Source organism: Edaphobacter modestus (assembly GCF_004217555.1).
Taxonomy (GTDB): Bacteria; Acidobacteriota; Terriglobia; order Terriglobales; family Acidobacteriaceae; genus Edaphobacter; species Edaphobacter modestus.
This window is the reverse complement of record NZ_SHKW01000001.1, coordinates 4,683,203-4,703,380: the sequence shown is the minus strand read 5'-3', so window position 1 is coordinate 4,703,380 and position 20,178 is coordinate 4,683,203. Positions and strand designations below refer to the sequence as shown.

Here is a 20,178-nt window from a genome sequence, read left to right as displayed (position 1 = left end):
GAACCACGGGAAGAGAGAGCTGAAGAGAATGGCAGTCGAGAGAACACACAAGATTACGTTGATTCCGGGCGATGGCATTGGACCGGAGGTTTCTGCCGCAACTGTAAAGATCTTAGAGGTTGCGGGAGCGGCCACGGGGGTGGGTTTTGAGTGGCACCGCTTTGCCGCTGGCGCCGAAGCCTTCGAGCAGACGCGGGAGTACATTCCGAAGGCGCTGTACGAGTCGATCGAGCAGAACCGGGTTGCGTTGAAAGGCCCGGTAACGACTCCCATCGGTGGAGGATTTTCATCGATCAATGTCACGCTGCGAAAGAAATTCGACCTGTTTGCGAACTTTCGTCCGGTGAAGAACCTACCCGGGTTGGCGACAAAGTATCCAGACATTGACCTGGTGATCGTTCGCGAGAACACCGAAGACCTGTACTCGGGGCTGGAGCACGAGATTGTGCCCGGAGTGGTGCAGTCGCTGAAGATTATTACGGACAAGGGCTCGACGCGGATTGCACAGTTCGCCTTCGACTATGCGCGCAAGCATGGACGGAAGAAGATTCATGCGATTCACAAGGCGAACATCATGAAGCTGTCCGACGGCCTGTTTCTGCGCTGCTGCCGCAGGGTGGGCGAGGGATTTCCCGAGGTCGAGTACCAGGAACACATCGTCGATAACACCTGCATGCAGCTGGTGCTGAATCCTTACCAGTACGACATTCTGCTGACCGAGAACCTGTACGGCGACATCCTGAGCGATCTGTGCAGCGCATTTGTCGGCGGCCTGGGTCTGGTGCCCGGAGCGAACCTGGGCCACGAGTGCTCGATCTTCGAGGCGGTGCATGGGTCGGCTCCCGACATCGCGGGCAAGGACATGGCGAACCCGACGGCGCTGGTGCAGTCGGCGGTGCTGATGCTGCACCACATCAACGAGCGTGCGACCGCTGAGCTGGTGCAGACGGCAATCGAGCAGGTGTATCGCGAGGGCAAGACGCTGACTCGCGACGTGGGTGGCCAGAGTGGGACCAAGGAGTTCGCGGATGCGGTGCTGGAGGCAATGGCTTCTCCCGCAGCAGTGTAGTGACGGAGGAGCGGAATGAGGGTCTTTGGCTGGACGCTGACGGTCGCGATTGCGGCAGGGCTTGCGGGATGCAAGTCGGGACGGAACGAGGCCGCGCCCGCAGAGGGCGCTAAGCCCGGCCCGGCAGCCGCGGCCGGCTCGGGCGTTCCTATCGATCCGGCGACGACGGGAACGCTGGAGGGTACGGTTCACTTTGCCGGAAGGCCTCCGGAGCGTCTGAAGATCGACATGAGCCAGGACCCGGTCTGCTCCGCTACGGGCGGCGAGAACCTCGCCGAGCAGTTCGTGGTGCACGACGGGAACCTCGCGAATGTGTATGTGTACGTCAAGAACGGGCCACCGGCTGCGATGATGACGGGGCAGGTCCTGACGGCTCCTGTGGTGCTGGATCAGAAAGGCTGCCGATATGTACCGCACGTCGTAGCGGTAATGACGGGCGGCACGGTGGAGTTCCGCAATTCCGACGGAACGATGCACAACATCCACACGATGCCGCAGAGCAATCCTGCGGTGGATGTGTCGCAAGGACCGAAGGGCGCACCGGAGAGGAAGAAGTTCGACACACCGGAGGCGATGATGCCGGTGCGATGCAACAACCACCCGTGGATGAATGCGTTCATCAACGTCTCGGCGACTCCGTTTTTTGCGGTGACGGATGCAGAGGGACACTTCGAGATCAAGGGCCTGCCACCTGGGACGTATACGTTGGCGGCCGTACACGAAAAGATGGGCGAGCAGACGATCACGATAAAAATTGCATCGAAGGAGAGTGCGAAGGCTGTGTTTACTTACTCGAGAAAATAGGGGGAGCGCGGATGGGGATGGCGGCGGTCGTGTGGCAGGAGATGGTGGGACACGGATTCAGCCTGGCGCTGGTCTCACATCGGCTTCCCTTCTGGTTTCTGGTCTTCGCGCTTTTTCTTCCGCGTGTCTCGCTGGTGGTGGCGTGGCTGCAGGGAATCCTCATTCCCTTTCATCTTTTGGGATGGATTCCGCTGATCTTTGCCATCCTTCTACCTCGCGCACTTGTGCTTTATCTGATCTACCTGGATCAAGGGCTGAGCCTGTGGTTCGTGATCCATCTGATTGTCGCGATCCTGGTTTGGCTAGGTGGTGGCCATACTTATCGGAGCCGTCGGGGCGATCTGTGAGCAAGTTGGGAGCGAGCTGGGGACGATTGAGAGTCGGGAGTGCGAGAATTTCGGCCCTCAGAACGTTGGTTTTGCGGCCATTCCGTGACGCAAGCGACATGCCGCGCTATTCTTAAAAGACTATGGAACGGCGACGGGTTGGTATTCTTGGCGCGACCGGCATGGTCGGTCAGCGATTCATTCAGCTTCTGCACAATCACCCCTGGTTTGAGATTACGTGGCTTGCGGCGAGCGACCGCAGCGCGGGCAAGACGTATGGAGAGGCCTGCAAGTGGAAGCTGGACACTGCGTTGCCAGCAACCATCGCGGCAATGAAGGTGCAGCCGAATGTGCCGGAGCTTTGCGAGGGCGAGCTGCCGAAAATCATCTTCGCCGCGCTGGATGCGGATATCGCGCGCGAACTGGAGCCGAAGTTTGCGGCGGCCGGTTGCGCGGTGATCTCGAACTCGAGCGCGTTCCGCATGGTGGCTGATGTTCCGCTGGTGGTGCCGGAGGTGAACGCGAGCCATCTGCCTCTGATCGAGGCGCAGAGCTGGCGGCGGGAGAGCGGTGGGTTTATCGTGACAAACCCTAACTGTTCGGCCATTGGGCTGGTGCTGGCGCTGAAGCCCCTGGAGGAGAGATTCGGGATCGAGAGCCTGTTCGTTTCGACGATGCAGGCGGTGAGCGGCGCGGGATATCCGGGCGTGCCTTCGCTGGACATTCTGGGCAATGTCGTTCCCTTCATCAAGAACGAAGAAGAGAAGATGCAGGAAGAGGTCGGCAAGCTGCTGGGTCATCTGAGCGGCGACAGCGTTGCCATGCTGGATGCGAAGGTGAGCGCGCACTGTAACCGCGTGGCCGTGGAAGATGGCCATACCGAGTGCGTGAGCATCAAGTTCCGCAAGAAGGCGACCCGGGAAGAGATTCTGGCAGCGTGGAGCGAGTTCGCTCCGCTGCGCGGTGAAGGTCTGCCGACGGCTCCCGAGTTCCCGGTGGAGTTTGATGCGGCTGTGGATCGTCCGCAGCCAAAGCTGGACCGGATGCGTGGCAACGGCATGGCGGCGACGGTCGGACGGCTGCGCGAGTGCTCGCTGCTGGATTGGAAGTTTGTGGTGCTGTCGCACAATACGATTCGCGGTGCTGCAGGCGCGGCGCTGTTGAACGCAGAGGTACTGGCACGGATGGGCAAGCTGGATAAGCTGGGAGTTCCTACGGGAGCAGCGCAGGGGCAGGCGGTGCTGGCTTGAGTACAGCGCGGGAACAGCTTGTAGTGATGAAGTTCGGCGGAACCTCGGTCGAAGATGCGAAGGCGATGGACCGGACGGCGGCGATCGTCGGCGGACGACGAAAGAAAGGGCTGGAAGCGATCGTCGTGGTCTCGGCGATGGCGAAGGTGACCGATCAGCTTTTGGCGGCTGCTGCAGCGGCGGGCCGTGGAGACAAGTCCGGAGCGTTAGCGATCAGCTCGCGGCTGCGGAACCGGCACATCGATACGGCGACCGAGCTGCTGGACGAACAGCGATTTCCGGCGTTGCAGACGGCGGTCCACCAGGAGTTCGACGCTCTGGACGATTTGCTGCGTGGCATTGCTGCCGTCGGGGAGCTGACCGCGAGAACGAGCGACCTGGTGGTGAGCTTCGGGGAGAGACTCTCGAGCCGCATGGTTGCTGCTGCTTTCGATCAGCGCGGTCTGAACGGAACGCACGTCGATGCACGCACCTGCATCATCACGGATGCGAACTACGGCAAGGCGGCTCCGCAGGAGGCTGCGATCGAGGCAAAGCTGACAGAGCTGGTGCTGCCGCTGATCGAAGCGGGCAAGACACCAGTGATGGGCGGCTTTATCGGGTCGACCGTCGCGGGGATTACCACGACCCTGGGACGCGGCGGCAGCGACTACACGGCTGCGCTGGTTGGCGGCGGTCTGCATGCGGGCGCGATTGAGATCTGGACGGACGTGAACGGCATCATGACGACCGATCCGCGGATCTGCCCGGACGCGCTGCGGGTGAAGTCGATCAGCTTTGAAGAGGCGGCGGAGCTTGCCTACTTCGGCGCGAAGGTGCTGCACCCGGCGACGATTCTTCCGGCGGTACAGAAGAGCATTCCGGTGTGGGTGCTGAACTCGCGCAACGCGGAGAATGAAGGTACGAAGATTACGGCGGTAGCGCCGAAGTGCAAGAGCCCCTTCAAGTGCATTGCGGCGAAGAAGAAGCTGACGATCATCGATATCGTCGCGAGTCGCATGCTGATGTCGCACGGATATCTGAAGGCTGTATTCGATGTCTTCGACAAGTACAAGTGCGTGATCGACATGGTTTCGACCAGCGAGGTGAGCATCTCGCTGAGCGTGGATTCGAACGAGCGGCTGCCGGAGATCTGCGAGGAGCTTTCGAAGATCGCCGATGTGAAGATGGAGGGCAAGAAGGCCCTGATCTGCATGGTGGGCGAGGATATTCGCGGTCACAACGGTATCGCCGCGCAGGTCTTCACCGCGGTAAGTCATGTGAATCTGCGGATGATCTCGCAGGGCGCCAGCGAGATCAACATGAGCTTCATGATCGACGAGGAGGACGTGGAGGAGGCCGTGCGCAGCCTGCACAAGTATTTCTTTGCCAATCCCGATGAGACGATCTTCGATGTAGATGCGCGGGTGCCTGCAACAAGTAGAGCTTAGGAAGGAATCGCAATGCGCGTACTGGTTTTGGGGCATGGCAAGACGGGAAAGCTGGTGGCCGAGGTGGCGGCCGAACGTGGGCACAGCGTTCATGTGCTGGATGCGAAGGAGAATCCCAACGCCTCGGCTTTGACGCCTCCATTTGTCGCCGGTTTTGATGTCGTGATCGACTTCACCGCCCCCGAGGCGGTGGTGCAGAACATGCGCGCGGTGCTGGCAACGGGCGCGAGGATGGTGGTCGGTACGACGGGGTGGTATCACAGGCTGGCGGATGCGCGTGGTTTGGTGGAGCGTAAGGAAGCCGGACTGGTTTACGGTACGAACTTCTCGGTCGGCGTGCAGGTGATGCTGCAGATGGCAAAGCGAATGGGCGAGCTGCTGAAGAACGCGGGGTACGAGTTTTCGATCGAAGAGACGCATCACGTGACGAAGCTCGACTCCCCTTCGGGAACGGCATTGACACTTGCTAACGTCGTGAAATCGGCGGCAGGCCTGGCGGAGGTTCCGATCAAAGCGCATCGAATGGGAGATGCCGCCGGCCTGCATGTGCTCCAGGCAAAGAGCGCCGCCGACAAACTGGTGCTGACCCACGAGGCGCACTCGCGGCGGGGATTTGCGGAGGGCGCGGTGCGCGCCGCCGAGTGGCTCTCAACACGCAAGGGCTGCTACGACTTCCAGGAGATCTACACGCAGATGTAGATCCACAGGCGGGCTGGACGCGTCTAACGAAGTGAGGAAACATCATGAGCGTTGCTGAGGCAGTCAAGGCTACACCGTTTAGCGAACTGACACTGGATGAGAAGCTGGACCGGCTGGCGGAGGTTGCCGTCAAGGTCGGGCTGGGATTGAAAGAGGGGCAGGAGCTGATTATGTCGGCCCCGATGGATGCTCTGCCACTGGCGCGCAAAATCACCGAACAGGCCTATAGGGCTGGCGCGAAGCTGGTGACGACGTTCTATGGCGATGATGCGAGCGCGCTGGCGCGATTCCAGCATGCGCCGGATGCGAGCTTCGACTATGCGCCGACATGGCTGCAGGACGGGATCGCAAACGGCTTCCGTAGCGGAGCGGCGCGATTGGCGATTGCGGGTGCGAATCCGGCGCTGCTGGCCAAGCAGGATCCGGCGAAGGTAGCCCGCGCCAATGTGGCGGCTTCGAAGGCCGGCAAGCCGGCGATGGAGCTGATTACACGGCACGAGATCAACTGGACGATCGTAGCCGCAGCGACACCGGACTGGGCGAAGCTGGTCTTTCCCGATGAGCCCGTGGAGACCGCGGTTGCGAAGCTGTGGGAGGCAATCTTTGCGTCCTCACGAGTGAACGTGGAAGATCCTGTCACGGAGTGGAAGCAGCACGGCGAACGCTTGAAAAAGCGCGTGGACATGCTGAACGCGAAGCGCTTCTCTGCCCTGCACTTCAAGGGCGCAGGCACCGATCTGAAGGTGGGTCTGGCCGACGATCACCTGTGGGCCGGTGGCGGGACGACGGCAGGAAACGGGATCTATTGCCAGCCCAATATTCCGACCGAGGAGTGCTTCACGACTCCGCATAAGGATCGTGTGGATGGCACGGTGCGAGCGTCGAAGCCGTTGTCGCACCAGGGCACTTTGATTGAGAACATCGCTGTGCGTTTCGAAGGCGGAAAGATCGTCGAGGCTACGGCTACGGCGGGCGAGGACGTTCTGAACCGGCTGATCTCGACCGACGAGGGCGCACGGAGACTGGGCGAGGTGGCGCTGGTGCCTCATAACTCACCGATTGCGCAGAGCGGGATCCTGTTCTGGAATACGCTGTTCGACGAGAACGCGGCCAGTCATATTGCGCTGGGACAGGCGTATTCGACGTGCCTGATTGGCGGGGAGAAGATGGACTCGGCCCAACTGGCTTCGCTGGGCGCGAACGAGAGCCTGATTCACGTCGATTGGATGATCGGATCGGCGGATATGGATGTGGACGGCATCCACGTTGACGGAACGGCTGAGCCGCTCATGCGCAAAGGTGCGTGGGTCTAGGGATCACCACGGTGGGCTCCAGAGTGACAGCTTGTAAGGCAATGCCCGGCAGAATGCGTCGGGCATTTGCTTTTTTGCCCATGCATCTGCTCGGCGCAGGCATGGCGACTTCAGTTCTTTGAGAGCATCGGCTGCAAGGGAAAATACAGGGATTCTTCGCTTCGCTCAGAATGACGGATTGCGTTCGCGGCATGGCAGATTGTTTTTTTGCTGTTTGTGCGCCTTATATTCGGTGAAAATTTAAGATTTTTTATCCGGGCAGGAAGTATTTTTGTGCACTGAGTCGATTTTCGCTGTACATTGAAACTCATCACGGAGTTGATGCGTCAGTATCCGTGAACCCCACCACATCGTAGTTTCTGCGTGAGCCGCGATGCTCCGCAGGGCAAGTTCGATTTACGATCTTGGCCTTGTCGCACGACTTCCCGTCGTTGCGTCGTCGCATTCTTTTACCCAAATCGATATATCTCGCGCTAAGCGCGTTCGGAGGAAGCCTTATGAGTTCCAGCATTCACACAGGTGTTTCGCGCAGGTCCTTTATGCGAATTCTCGGGGCAGCCTCGGCCGCGGCTACCTCGTTTCCGGCTCTTGCTGCGGTCCAGCAGGCGGCGGGCGCTCCGGCACAGGGCCCCGGCGCTAGCCGCGGCTTCGGCGGCGCTGCGGGCATGACGCGCAATCTCAATCGCGACACCGTCATCATCAGTTCCAACGAGAATCCTCTGGGACCGGCGCAGTCGGCGCTTTCGGCAATCGGCGAGACGGCACCCCTGGGAGGCCGCTACCACCAGGAAGAGACGATGAAGACGGTTGCGGTCTTCAACGATCTGTTCGGCCTGAAGCCGGGCTATGTTGCTTTGACCCCTGGATCGGGCGGTCCGCTGGACCTGGCCCTGATGTCGAACATCGGACCGGACAAGCCGCTCGTCTATGGCGACCCGAGCTACGAGCAGGGCTTCCGCGCCGCCGAGACGATGAAAGCTCCGAAGGTTCCGGTTCCGTTGAATGCTGCGTTTGCGCATGACGTAAAGGCGATGGTGAAGGCGCATCCTTCGCCTGGTGCTTACTACATCGTGAATCCCAACAATCCGACCGGAACGATTACGCCGCGTGAGGACATCCTGTGGCTGCTGGCCAACAAGCCGGCGGGTTCGGTGGTCATCGTGGACGAGGCCTATCACCACTTCTCGGAGCAGGATTCGGTGATCGACCAGGTTGCGGCGGACAAGGACATCATCGTCCTGCGGACCTTCTCGAAGATCTACGGTATGGCGGGTCTTCGGGCAGGTGTCGCGGTTGCGCGGCCCGATCTGCTGGCGAAGTTCACGACGGTTGCGGCCCCGGCCCGCAGCCTTGCCAGCATCTCGATTACGAGTTCGGCTGCTGCCCGTGCCAGCCTGCAGGATAAAGAGCTGGTTCCGCTGCGCCGTAAGATCAATGCGGATGTTCGGGCGGAGACGCTTGAGTTCCTCGAGAAGCACAACTACAAGGTGCTTCCGGGATCGCAGGCGAACTTCTTCATGATCGACGTGAAGAGGCCGGGCCGGGACTTCCAGGCAGCGATGATCAAGGAGAATATCGCGATTGGCCGTTCGTGGCCGGCGATGCCGAACTACGTTCGCGTTACGGTTGGAACCAAGCAGGAGATGGCGAAGTTCCAGACGGCGTTCGTGAAGTGCATGGACACGGCCCCGGGCACGGTGAATGGCGCGTCGCTTTTCATGCCGGAGTATCACGTTCCTTCGGAGCTGTATCGCGGCTAACGGACTGGCAGGTCGGTAACCAAAAGCACCCCGGCAATGCGCCGGGGTGCTTTGTTGTCGCGAAAGATTTGAGCGGGGGGGACTGATGCCTGATCCAAGGTCAGCTGCTACGCGGTAAACTTGCATTCATTATGGAATTGATGGGTTGTGGAACGGCGCTGGTGACTCCCTTCCGCGGGGACTCGAGCGTGGACGAGGCCGGGCTGCGCGCTCTGGTCGAATGGCAGATTGAGAGCGGCATTAGCTTCCTGGTTCCATGCGGCACGACCGGCGAGGCGGCGACGCTGAGCGAGCAGGAGTGGCTGCGGGTAGTGGAAGTTGTTGTAGAGACTGCGGCCGGGCGAGTTCCGGTCTTTGGCGGGTGCACCAACAATTCCACTCACGAGGCAGTCGCCAAGGCGAAGAAGCTGGCACAGGTGTCTGGACTTTCGGGCGTCCTGACCGCAAATCCGTACTACAACAAGCCCGGGCAAGAGGGCCAGTACCAGCACTTTCGCGCGATTGCGGAGGCTGTAGACCTTCCGGTGCTGCTGTACAACATTCCTGGGCGCACAGGCGTGAACCTGGAACCTGCTACGGTACTCCGGCTGGCGGAGCTTCCGAACGTTATCGGAATCAAAGAGTCGAGCGGGAATATTTCACAGATTACGGAACTGCTGACGACGGCCCCGCAGGGCTTCAAGGTTTTCGCCGGAGACGACTCGGTGGCTCTGCCGCTCATCGCACTCGGTGGCGCGGGGCTGGTTTCGGTGGCGTCGAATGTGATTCCTGCGGAGATGTCGGCGATGGTGCGATCGGCATTGGCAGGCGACTGGGAGAAGGCGCGGAATATCAATCGGCGCTACTTCCGATTGATGCTGGCTCACTTCTGGGAGCCAAGCCCTGCTCCGGTGAAGGCTGTGCTGAGGATGATCGGCCGCGGCGAGGATGTGTTGCGGCTGCCGATGGTGCCGGTGAGCGATGCGGGGCGGAAGCGGCTGGAGGCACTGGTTGAAGAGCTGGGGCTGCTGCATCCGGTTGCGGCGCAAGGTGATTCACGGCGCGTTTCGTAGAAGGGCGCTACGCCGTAAGAACAGACTTCAAAGAGAAAAGGTGACAGGTGAGCTTGAACGGTTCGTTGCAGGAGAGGGTTGAACATTGGTTCGCGCAGGGCGCGGAGGCGATTGGAAACAAGGACGCAGAGGCAGCATTTCTGGCGCTGCGAGGAGCGCTCGAGGCAGGTTCCCTGCGCTCGGCAGAGCCTGATGCTTCCACGCCACTCGGCTGGCGGGTGAACGCGTGGGTGAAACGCGGGATTCTGCTTGGATTCCGGCTGGGCCAGATGGTGGAGATGGGATGTCCGGACGGTTCCAGGTTCGTCGATAAGGCGACGTATCCGGCGCGACGGTTTGCGGTGGCCGATGGCGTGCGCGTTGTTCCCGGCGGATCGAGTGTGCGGAGCGGGGCATACCTGTCCAAGGGCGTTGTGGTGATGCCGCCTGCCTATGTGAATGTGGGCGCATACGTCGATGAAGGCACGATGGTGGATTCGCACGCTCTCGTAGGAAGCTGTGCGCAGATTGGCAAGCGCGTGCACCTGAGCGCGGCGGCGCAGATTGGCGGCGTGCTGGAGCCTGTGAATGCGAGCCCGGTAATCATCGAGGACGATGCTCTAGTCGGGGGGAATACAGGCGTATACGAAGGGACGATTGTTCGGAAGCGCGCGGTCATCGCCGCTGGAACCGTGCTGACGCGCGGTACGCCGGTGTACGACCTGGTGAAGGGCGAGGTTTACAAGGCGACGGCGGAGTCGCCGCTGGTGATTCCCGAGGGCGCGGTGGTTGTGCCGGGTTCGCGGACCATTAGGAACGGTAAGGGCGCGGAGTGGGGATTGAGCATCGCGGCCCCAGTCATTGTGAAGTACCGGGACGAGAAGACCGAGCTTTCGCTCGTGCTCGAAGATATTCTTCGCTGATATCCATCTAGGCGGCTGAAGAAGGCCTGGCGAAGTTCTTCACTTCGCCAGGCATTTCTTTGCGCAGATGAAATTCGTGACTTTCCGACCTGCATCTCCCTGCGGCTCAACAGCTCTCACCCTATTCGTGGCGGGAACCGAAGGTCCATCGAAGGGAACCGAAGACTGAGCGTGCGTCGCCGACAAATCCTCCTGCACCATTGGCAGCGACAAAGTATCTTGTGTCGGCAAGATTGCGAACCCCGAACGTAGCATTCCATCTCGGTACTGCATACGACAGGACCGCATCCGCGGTTGTAAACGACGGGATGAACTTCGTGTTGAGCAAGTCGCCGTACATCCGGTCACGGTTCGTCACTCCTCCGCCGATTCTGAAGCCACGGATGCCCGCGAATTTGAGATCGTACGTGGTCCAGAGGTTGAAGATATGCTGCGGCACACCGACGGGACGTTTGCCGGTCGCAGCGGGATTGGAAGGATTGTCTGTGAGAGAGGCATGCTGCCCGGTTGCGTTGGCCGTGATATTCCATCTGCGCCCCAAGAGAAGCTGAAGGTTCGCTTCCCCGCCCTGCGTCTTCTGGTCGTTGAAGACAGGTACGTCTCCCACAAGGGTGAAGACGTTGTTGCGCTTCACATCAAATCCCGCCGCCGTAAACATCAGATGGTTGTCGAGGGCGGAGACTTTGACGCCTGCCTCATACTGCAGCCCTGACTCCGGCGCCTGAACACCATTCTGCGTAGCCTCTGAGTTGAAGTTCACCAGATTGCTCCGCGCCACTCCGAAAAAGGGAGAGACGCCAGGAAGGATGCGGTAGACTGCGCCCGCATTCCAGCTGAAGGGGGAGTCGTCTCTCGTGTAAACATTCGGAGGCTCTATAAGAGCATTGCCTGACAGGATTCGACCCGGGACAAAGACCTGGGGTGCAAGCCTGGTATCCCACCAGTCCTGGCGACCACCAATGCGTACTTTCAATCGCTGGGTCACATCGATCTGGTCGGTTGCATAGAGACCGAAGTAGTTCGCGCTGAGATCGTCGAGGAAACCAGAGTGCTTTGCATCCTGAAGAAAGACGAGGCCATCGGTCGATGTCTCCGGAACAACCGGCGCAAAGATGTTCGTGATGTTATTCAGATCGGCGGTTGCACGATTCGCCGTTACACTCTGATGCTGCGCTTCAAAACCCGTCAGCAGGGTATGGCGAATCCTGCCGGTCCGGAAGATCCAAACAGGTTCCGCTTCATAGTCGAAGTCACTGAGAAGATCATGCTGTTTTCTCAGCTGTCTTCCACTGAAGACCATGCCAGTGACCGTGCCTCCATCACCGTTCCTCAGAATCCAAAGATTGCGGTACATGTAAGAGAAACGATTGGTCACGGTCAGATTAGATCTGGCTTGCCATACATCGGAGAGGGTGACCCTTGCCAGACTCTGATCGCCGACACTGAACGGCGTGGAGTACTTGGCCTCCCGTGAGACGCTTGTAATCGGCTGCCCGTTGAGATAGATCAGCCCTGCGGGGTCGGGTGTCGCCCGCAGTTCCCTCGCATCGGCGACAAAGCTGAAGAGATTCTTTCTCGAGGCCCAGCTCAGCACAGGCCGAAGCTCATAGTCCGCGCTGCCGAGCGAACGGAAGCCATCCTCGTGTTGCGCCAAACCATCGAGCTGATAGTTGAGATTATGCACAATGGTCGGCCCGGTGATGTAGCCGTTCCCGGAGAACAGACCGAATGAGCCGGACTGGAAGGTTCCGCCGTAGCTGAGCAAAGGGGATGGCACAAAGTGCACGACATCGATCGTTCCGCCCGGAGGCCCACTGCCGAACAGCGAAGAACCGGGGCCCTCGAGGACCTCGACCCGTTCGACACCATTGAGGGAGTGGGGAATTCCGTTGCGCTCGTCGCCGTCGGAGAATCCATCGTTGTAAATTCTCGCTTCGAGTCCGCGAATCTGGAAGCGGTCTCCAAAACCAAAGCCATCACTGCCACCCTGAACTACGCCGCTGGAGTTGCGAATCGCATCCTTCAGCTCGACGTCGCCCTGAGCGCTCATGAGATCGCGACCGATGATCTGGACGCTGATCGGCATGTCCTCGAGCTTCGTCTCCGTCTTGCCAACGGTTGGAATCTGCTGCAGAGACAGCTCATCGACCCGTACGGTGACGGACTGGGATGCTGATTCCATCTGCAGCCGTACATCGAGGATTTCAGGACGTCCACGCGTGATGTTGATCTCCGTCTGCTGATAGCGGGCGAACCCATCTGCTTCTACCGTCAGCGAATAGAGCGCGGGTGTTATCGACTGAAAATGATAGGAACCGGAGTCGCTGGTAACGGTGGAGATCGGCACATGGTCTTCGCTATTCATAAGCGTCACCTTCGCATGAATCACCGCAGCGCCAGAAGGATCGACCACCCGACCATCAGCCATGGCCGCTTGAGCAAAGGCGAACGAATCTCCAGAGAAGATCAAGAGAAGAGTCAAAGAGAGCGGAAAGCAAAGGAAAAATCGCATACAAATCGTCGCAAATGTTTGAGCCATAAAAGTTCCAAGGAGTTCGGTTCTTGCGAGGGCGCAAATCCGACTCATATGATCTGAATTAAATACGACTGAATCAGTCTTATATGAGTCCATAGGCTTGAATTGTTTAGGGTTTGTCACCCAAAAGTCATTCCTTCATCACTCGACAGCCTGGTATCGCATCGACTGAAGTGAAAGGCGCGGATCTAGGTGGAAAGGGTTGAATCTGGGGAACGAGAAGGTCCATCGACAATCGCTGTTTCTAAAGGGGATAGATTGCCGATGCTAAGATAGAAACTTCATGGCACAAGACAAGTTGAAGCTGATTCCGCTGGGTGGGCTGGGTGAGTTCGGAATGAACTGCATGGCCCTCCGCTGGCAGGATGACATTTTAGTCATCGACGCCGGACTGATGTTCCCCGAAGAAGAGCTGCTGGGAGTGGACATCGTTGTCCCGGATATCAGTTATCTGACGGAGAACCGCGACAAGGTTCGCGGTATCGTTCTGACTCACGGGCATGAGGATCACATCGGCGGTCTGCCGTGGATTCTCTCGGAGCTGAACGTTCCGGTCTACGGCACAGAGTTCACGCTGGCCTTCGTAGAGGGCAAGCTCGAAGAGCATAACCTGCTGGACGATGCGGAGCTGAACGAGATCATCCCAGGGCACCGACTGACGCTGGGACCATTCTCGATCATGCCGATTCGAGTGACGCACTCGCTGGTGGACTGCGTGGCGCTCGCGATTCACACGCCGGTGGGGGTCGTGCTGCACACGGGCGACTTCAAGGTGGATCTGTCGCCAACAGACGGGCAGCCATTTGATCTGCAGGCGTTTGCCGAGCTGGGCAAGCAGGGTGTTCTGGCCTTGCTGCAGGACTCCACCAACGTGGACCGCCGTGGATACACGCCAAGCGAAAAAGCTGTACGGCCACGTCTGAATGAGATCTTTGGGCAGACTAAGAAGAAGCTGTTCTTCAGCTGCTTCTCGTCGTCGATCCACAGGATTCGGCTGGCGATGGAGCTGGCAGCAGAGCATGGACGAAAGATTGCGATCATCGGGCGGTCCCTGGATAACTCGACCGAGATCGCGCAGGACCTCGGGTATCTGGAGCCTGCTCCTGGCCTGCTGATTCATCCCGGACAGATCAAGGACTTCCCCCCGGAGAAGCTGTGCATCATGATCAGCGGAACCCAGGGCGAGCCGATGAGTGCGTTGAGCCGGGCGGCGGTGAACAACCACAAGTTTGCCCGTATCGACGCGGGCGATACCGTGCTGATGAGCTCGCGCGTGATTCCCGGCAACGAGAAGTCGATCTATCGGGTGATCGACCACCTGGAGCGGCGCGACGCCACGGTGATCTACGACGACGGCACAGCGGGGCTGATCCATGTGAGCGGACACGGCAGCCAGGAAGAGCTGCGACTGATGATCAACCTCGTCCGTCCGAAGTTCTTTGTCCCGATCCATGGGGACTATCGCCATCTGAAGCGGCATGTGGAGTTGGCCTCGTCCATGGGCCTGGTCGAGAAGGCCATCCTGATGGAGGACGGCGAAGTCCTCGAGCTGGACAGAAACTCGGCGACAAAGACCGGAAACGTAACCGTAGGCAGGGTCTGCATCGATTCAGGCGGTGCTGCCTCCGATGTGGTGGAGGACCTGGTGATCCGTGACCGGAGGCACCTGAGTGAAGACGGTATCGTGCTACCGATCATCGCGATCAATAAGGGCACAGGAAGGCTTGAGAACCTGCCGGAGATCGTGATGCGCGGGATGGCGGTGCCGGAAGAGGGCCTGATCGCCGAGGCCAGACAGGTAGTTCAACGCACCCTCGACGGATCGTCGAACGAAGAGAAGGCAGACTACGGGGTCGTCAAGGAGAAGATCCGCACCGACCTGAAGCGATTTATCCAGAAGAGCATGAGCCGCCGTCCTTTGATCATGCCGGTGATCCTCGAAATCTGACCGGCCCGGATCCGTTGGGTGCGGCAAAAGAGCGTCCTACGGGACGCTCTTTCTATTTGGAGATAGGGTACCGCCCGCGGTACGGAGAGGAAGGAAACGTGGATGTGGGGCGTAATATGATCACTGGTTCCGGAGTTCCGTGGGAAAAATGCAGCAAAACGGGAATATTCCAGTGATACCCGAAGACAGCGAGCGGATGAAAACAGGGTGATTGCATGTTGAGTTTCGCATTTTGCCGCGGCCTAGCTCTGGTCTTCGCAGGAGCGATGGCAACTCCGGAGGCTGTGTCAGCTCAGCAGCACCCTACGCCTGGGCAGCAGACCAGGCCTGCCCGAGCACATTCAGCGGAAGGCAGGCCAAAGATTGGGCTGGTGCTCGAGGGCGGCGGCGCCATGGGATTCGCTCACATCGGCGTGATCGAGTGGATGGAGGACCATCACATTCCGGTCGATTACGTGGCCGGGACCAGTATGGGAGGCCTCGTGGGAGGCCTGTATGCCTCAGGGCTGGAGCCGGACGAGATCAAAAGCTTTGTGAAGGGGATTGACTGGCCTGCGGTTCTGAGCGGGCAGGTGCCCTTCCCCGCGCTGAGCTACCGGCGCAAAGAGGACAAGCTTGCGTATCCCAACCGGCTTGAGTTCGGCCTTAGACATGGCCTGGTACTGCCCAGTGCTCTGAATTCAGGAGCAGCGGTGGGATTGCTCTTCGATCGAGTGATGCTTCCTTACTGGAACCTGAAAAACTTTGACGACCTGCCGACTCCGTTCCGCTGTGTCGCCACGGAGCTAAACACGGGCGAGCCTCATGTATTCCAAGACGGATCGCTTTCTCAGGCGCTGCGAGCTACGATGTCCATCCCGGGGATGTTCGCGCCGGTTCAACATGGCAACGAGTTCTACTCTGACGGAGGCGCGGTCGACAACCTGCCCGTGGATGTCGCCCGATCGATGGGCGCCCAGGTCGTGATCTCGTCGTACCTGAATACGGGGCCGCCGACACCCGGATCCCTGGAGTCGCTTACGGGAGTCGTAGGAAGCAACCTCTCCATTATGGTTGCGAGGAATGAGATCAACAGCCTTAAAAACTCCGACATCGTTATCTCGTCGGATGTGAGCAAGATCGGAACCCTCGATTTTCAAAAGAACGAAGAGGTCATTCCACTGGGGTATAAAGCTGCGGAGCTTGAAAATGCGGAGCTCAAGAAGTATTCCCTGAACGATACCGAGTGGGCGGCCTACATGGCTGAGCGAAGGTCTCGGCGCAGAACAGAGATTCCTGTCCCGCAATTTGTCGAGGTCTATGGAGTGGGCGGCACACAGCAGAGCGATATCCACGTCCGGTTTCTGAAGTATGTCGGGAAACCTGTCGATACTGCCGCGATGGAAAAAACTATTGCGGATCTGCAGGGAACGGGACTCTACTCCACAATCAACTACAACCTGACAGAACGGGACGGTAAGGTGGGTCTTCTGATCCGCCCACGGAATAAGTCGTGGGGGCCTCCGTTCATGAATCTTGGGTTTCCGATTTTCGCGAACGACGCCAACAACGTCCAACTGGGAATCGCCGTGCGCGCGACCTTCTTCAACGTTGCCGGACCAGGTTCGGAGTTAAGACTGGACGGCACGCTGGGTCAACCTGCAAGTCTGACTGGAGAGCTGTTCAAGCCGCTCAAGGCCGGTTCGCGCACTTTTGTGTCGCCTCACGCGTATCTGTCGCGCCAGCTCAACCCATACTATGAGGGGAGTCAACAGCAGGAGCAGTACAAGGAGAATCGAAACGGACTGGGCGTAGACCTTGGCTACATCTTCAATTCGCGAACGGAGTTGCGTGTGGGCGAGGATGTTCAGTGGTTTAACACGCACCGCACCATCGGTACGGATGGGCTGCAGGAGTTCAGCCTGATCCCATTTGTCAGTCGCGTCAGGTTTCAGTACCTGGGTCAAAACGACGTGATGGTGCCTTCGGCGGGCAGCGTCGTATCGACAACTTATAACTACTTCACGAAACGGCCGAATGGTCCGGGAGGATACTCCCAGCTGACGGGACGGCTGGAGCACTTTATTCCGGTCGGATCGAAGGGTATTCTCGTCGGTCAAGTCCTGGGGGGCACCAGCTTTGGAGCCAGTAATCTGGGATTGGCCGGGCTGACACTCGGCGGCCCCCTGCGGCTGAGCGCATACGCGAGAAATGAGCTGTTGGGTACAGACTACTTCCTGGGCCAGGTTGGATATCTGCACCTGCTGGCAAGGCTCAATCCAATCTTCGCAGACGCAATCTACGCCGGCGGGTTCTACGAGATCGGCAAGATGTATGGCGGAAATGCACAGACTCCTCACACTCCGAACGACGTGGCTGCTGTTGTCGTGATCAAGACACTCATAGGTCCGGTGACAGGCGGCCTTAGTATCGGCGACAGCGATCATCGCAAGTGGCTTATCTCGGTGGGCCGGGTCTTCTAGCTTCTATTCCCAAAGCTTCCCGTGCGGCGATTTATGATGCTGTCTATGAGCGAGTTTGTAACTCTGGATGACATACGGGCGGCGAAGGAGAGGATCAGCGGCGTTGCGGTACGGACGCCACTCTATCGGGTGGAACGGGCCAGGCTTCAGCTGTCGAAGCTGCCGGAGCCTGTGTTCGATCTCTACATCAAGGCCGAGAGCGAACAGCCCATCGGCAGTTTCAAGCTGCGCGGTGCGTACAACATGGTCTCGCAGCTTTCGCCCGAGGCACGGTCGCGCGGAGTGATCACTTACTCCAGCGGCAATCACGCGCAAGGGGTCGCCTATGCAGCGAGAGCGCTGGGGGCGAAGGCCGTGATCGTGATGCCATCGAATGCTCCAGAGGTAAAGAAAGCCGCTACAAAGGCTTTGGGTGCGGAGATCGTCGAGGTTGGACCTGCCTCGTCGGAGAGGCGGATCAGGGCCGAAGAGCTTGTGGCGCAGTTCGGCTACGCGATGATTCCACCGTACGATGCCCCGGAGATTATCGCTGGCCAGGGCACCTGCGGGCTGGAGATCGTGGAGCAGCTTCCCGATGTGGACCTGGTGATCTCGCCGGTAAGCGGCGGCGGCCTTTTGAGTGGGACCGCTACGGCGGTGAAGCTCGCGGCGGAAGCGGGCCTCGCATCTCCCACCGTGAAGGTGTGGGGAGCCGAGCCGGAGCTGGCCGCAGATGCACGCGAGAGTTTTTATTCAAAGACCCTGGTGGAGTGGCCCGCCGAAAAGACGGTGCGCACCATTGGCGATGGCCTGCGGACCCAGAGTCTCGGAAGACTGAACTTCGAGCATATCCTGCGCCACGTCGACGGCATCGTGACCGTAACCGAGGAGGAGATCTTTGCGGCGATGCGCGTGATTCTGACGGCAACGAAGCTGGTTGCAGAGCCGAGCGGGGCTGTGACTCTGGCTGCGGCACTGTTTCATGCCCACCAGCTTCCTGAGGCACGCAAGGTCGCAGTGGTGCTGAGCGGAGGAAACCTCGAACCCGCGCTGCGCGAGCGCCTGGAGAGCGAGATTGCATCGACACCAACGGTATAGGTGTTGCGTCGACGATCCCGCCCTGCAAACCGGCACCGTCTGATCTAAGATGTCGGCTATGCGAAACGAATGGTTGCGTTGGATAGGTACGGGTGCCGCCATGCTGCTGATAGCGCCGGCTGCATTGCCCCAGAAGTCGAAGAACGAATCTGGCTACGACCGTGCCGCGCGCGCGACCGTGCTGCATGAAGCGAACGTTTATGTAGCCGCGGATGCGAACTCGCAGAGGCTCTCGATGGTAGCTCCAGGCCACGAAGTCGTTGTGGTGGAGCGCAGTTCACCCTGGGTGAAGGTCTTCGCGAACACCGACGTTCAGGAAGATCCTGAAGACAAGCCGGAGTTTGGGGACGACGCCGCACCGACACCATCTTCCGGATGGATTCGCGACAAAGGTGTGGTTGGACCAACAACCGCGGAGGGCGATGTGATTCTGTACGGCGCCGCCGCGAACCTTGAGGACGCAGCTACCAAGCCAAATGCTCCAAAAGACGCGGCGATGGAGGCTCACCTGTTGTATCGCCGGGTGTCTGATTATTTTCCGCAGTCGACGCTGGCACCGGAGGCAGCCTGGCGCTCGGCAGACATTCGCTGGCGACTGGAGAAGCGGGACATCAGCACCCTGCCCTCCGCCAAGGAGCAGGATGCCAACCTGCGGCCGCGAATCTTCGAGGGTGAGATGAAGAAGATCATCAAAAACTACCCGGGATCCAAGTATGCCGCGATGGCTGCGTTCGAGATGCTCGACAACAAGTTGTGCGGTGACTGGCAGGGTCTTCCCAAATGCCCGGAGATGGAAGCAGGACTCTACGAGAAGTATGCGCACCAGTTCCCGGATGGTCCGCGAACCGCAGAGGCGCTGTATAACGCCGTCTACCGCGAAGCAACTGTCGTGACCATGTACGCAGTCCAGGAAGACAGGAAAAAGGCGGACGACGCCGCTGCGAAGACCCAGTCATTCGCCGCAGAGGTGAAGGCGAAGTTCCCGCAGACAGACTTTGCAGCCCGTGCGGTGAGCATCGCCTTCAAAGTCAAACAGGGGATCGCCATCTATGGAAACGATCGCGACTGACGACGAGGAGTTGGTCCTCCGTGGGGTTGCCGCCGAAGATGCAGAAGCGGTGGCAAAGCTGAGCGGAGAGCTTGGGTACGAGACCTCGACGAGCGAGATGAAGGCACGCCTCGAAGGAATGCTTCCGCTTCCCGACCATCATCTGGTCCTTGTTGCCTGTCTCGGGAATGAAGTGGTGGGGTGGATTGAGGCGGAAGTCGTTCGACACCTGCAATCGTCTCCCCACACCCTGATTACCGGTCTGGTGGTGAAGGAGGGTGTCCGCTCGGTCGGTATCGGGAGGCGATTGTGCGCGGAGGCAGAACGATGGAGCCAGCGACGGGGAGTCTCCCTGCTCAGGGTGACGTCGAGGATGACTCGCGAGCGGGCACACCGATTCTATCTGCGGGAGGGATTCGTTCAGACAAAGACCTCCGCCGTGTTTGAAAAGGTACTCTCCACTCAGGGCGGATAGCATCTTCACAGGAACTTTCAGGCAAAC

General features: G+C 59.4%; 16 protein-coding genes. 15 read left to right on the top strand and 1 reads right to left on the bottom strand.

Features of this window, described 5'->3' with window-relative positions; translation table 11 throughout:
- Window positions 1-28 precede the first annotated feature (28 nt).
- From BDD14_RS19875 to BDD14_RS19830, 10 genes are all read left to right on the top strand, one after another.
- A complete protein-coding gene (locus BDD14_RS19875) occupies window positions 29-1,069 on the top strand; it encodes an isocitrate/isopropylmalate dehydrogenase family protein (protein WP_130420524.1) in 1,041 nt (346 codons plus the stop codon).
- A gap of 15 nt (window positions 1,070-1,084) precedes the next feature.
- A complete protein-coding gene (locus BDD14_RS19870; RefSeq protein ID WP_130420522.1) occupies window positions 1,085-1,873 on the top strand; it encodes a carboxypeptidase regulatory-like domain-containing protein in 789 nt (262 codons plus the stop codon).
- Between the two features lie 11 nt (window positions 1,874-1,884).
- On the top strand, window positions 1,885-2,220 hold the full coding sequence (locus BDD14_RS19865; protein WP_242618076.1) for a hypothetical protein: 336 nt from the start codon (window positions 1,885-1,887) through the stop codon (window positions 2,218-2,220).
- Between the two features lie 122 nt (window positions 2,221-2,342).
- Window positions 2,343-3,449 carry an aspartate-semialdehyde dehydrogenase gene (gene asd / locus BDD14_RS19860; RefSeq protein ID WP_130420520.1) on the top strand — a complete coding sequence of 369 codons (1,107 nt, stop codon included), beginning with the start codon at window positions 2,343-2,345 and terminating at the stop codon, window positions 3,447-3,449.
- A 26-nt stretch (window positions 3,450-3,475) separates the two neighbouring features.
- Window positions 3,476-4,879: a lysine-sensitive aspartokinase 3 gene (lysC, locus tag BDD14_RS19855; RefSeq protein ID WP_130423394.1), complete on the top strand. Its 1,404-nt coding sequence runs from the start codon at window positions 3,476-3,478 to the stop codon at window positions 4,877-4,879.
- 12 nt (window positions 4,880-4,891) lie between these two features.
- Entirely contained in the window at window positions 4,892-5,578 is a 687-nt protein-coding gene (gene dapB, locus BDD14_RS19850) for a 4-hydroxy-tetrahydrodipicolinate reductase (protein ID WP_130420518.1), read from the top strand.
- A gap of 44 nt (window positions 5,579-5,622) precedes the next feature.
- Window positions 5,623-6,891, top strand: coding sequence for an aminopeptidase (locus tag BDD14_RS19845; RefSeq protein ID WP_130420516.1), 1,269 nt, complete (start codon window positions 5,623-5,625; stop codon window positions 6,889-6,891).
- A 497-nt stretch (window positions 6,892-7,388) separates the two neighbouring features.
- A complete protein-coding gene (locus tag BDD14_RS19840; RefSeq protein ID WP_130420514.1) occupies window positions 7,389-8,651 on the top strand; it encodes a pyridoxal phosphate-dependent aminotransferase in 1,263 nt (420 codons plus the stop codon).
- A gap of 131 nt (window positions 8,652-8,782) precedes the next feature.
- Complete coding sequence (gene dapA, locus BDD14_RS19835) at window positions 8,783-9,703, top strand: 4-hydroxy-tetrahydrodipicolinate synthase (protein WP_130420512.1); 921 nt, start codon at window positions 8,783-8,785, stop codon at window positions 9,701-9,703.
- A gap of 47 nt (window positions 9,704-9,750) precedes the next feature.
- Window positions 9,751-10,605 (top strand): 2,3,4,5-tetrahydropyridine-2,6-dicarboxylate N-succinyltransferase, encoded by an 855-nt coding sequence (locus BDD14_RS19830; RefSeq protein ID WP_130420510.1) that lies wholly within the window; start codon window positions 9,751-9,753, stop codon window positions 10,603-10,605.
- A 121-nt stretch (window positions 10,606-10,726) separates the two neighbouring features.
- Here BDD14_RS19830 and BDD14_RS19825 read toward each other — a convergent pair whose 3' ends face one another.
- Complete coding sequence (locus tag BDD14_RS19825) at window positions 10,727-13,033, bottom strand: TonB-dependent receptor (RefSeq protein WP_242618075.1); 2,307 nt, start codon at window positions 13,031-13,033, stop codon at window positions 10,727-10,729.
- A gap of 391 nt (window positions 13,034-13,424) precedes the next feature.
- Here BDD14_RS19825 and BDD14_RS19820 point away from each other — a divergent pair, with 391 nt between their 5' ends.
- From BDD14_RS19820 to BDD14_RS19800, 5 genes are all read left to right on the top strand, one after another.
- On the top strand, window positions 13,425-15,089 hold the full coding sequence (locus tag BDD14_RS19820) for a ribonuclease J (RefSeq protein WP_130420506.1): 1,665 nt from the start codon (window positions 13,425-13,427) through the stop codon (window positions 15,087-15,089).
- Window positions 15,090-15,355: 266 nt separating this feature from the next.
- Complete coding sequence (locus BDD14_RS19815; RefSeq protein WP_165420170.1) at window positions 15,356-17,551, top strand: patatin-like phospholipase family protein; 2,196 nt, start codon at window positions 15,356-15,358, stop codon at window positions 17,549-17,551.
- 45 nt (window positions 17,552-17,596) lie between these two features.
- Entirely contained in the window at window positions 17,597-18,628 is a 1,032-nt protein-coding gene (locus BDD14_RS19810; protein WP_130420502.1) for a threonine ammonia-lyase, read from the top strand.
- 58 nt (window positions 18,629-18,686) lie between these two features.
- Window positions 18,687-19,697, top strand: a complete 1,011-nt coding sequence (locus BDD14_RS19805; protein ID WP_130420500.1) for a hypothetical protein — start codon at window positions 18,687-18,689, stop codon at window positions 19,695-19,697.
- On the top strand, window positions 19,678-20,151 hold the full coding sequence (locus BDD14_RS19800; RefSeq protein ID WP_130420498.1) for a GNAT family N-acetyltransferase: 474 nt from the start codon (window positions 19,678-19,680) through the stop codon (window positions 20,149-20,151). The genes BDD14_RS19805 and BDD14_RS19800 overlap by 20 nt, the downstream gene beginning before the upstream one ends.
- The last annotated feature ends 27 nt before the right edge of the window (window positions 20,152-20,178 follow it).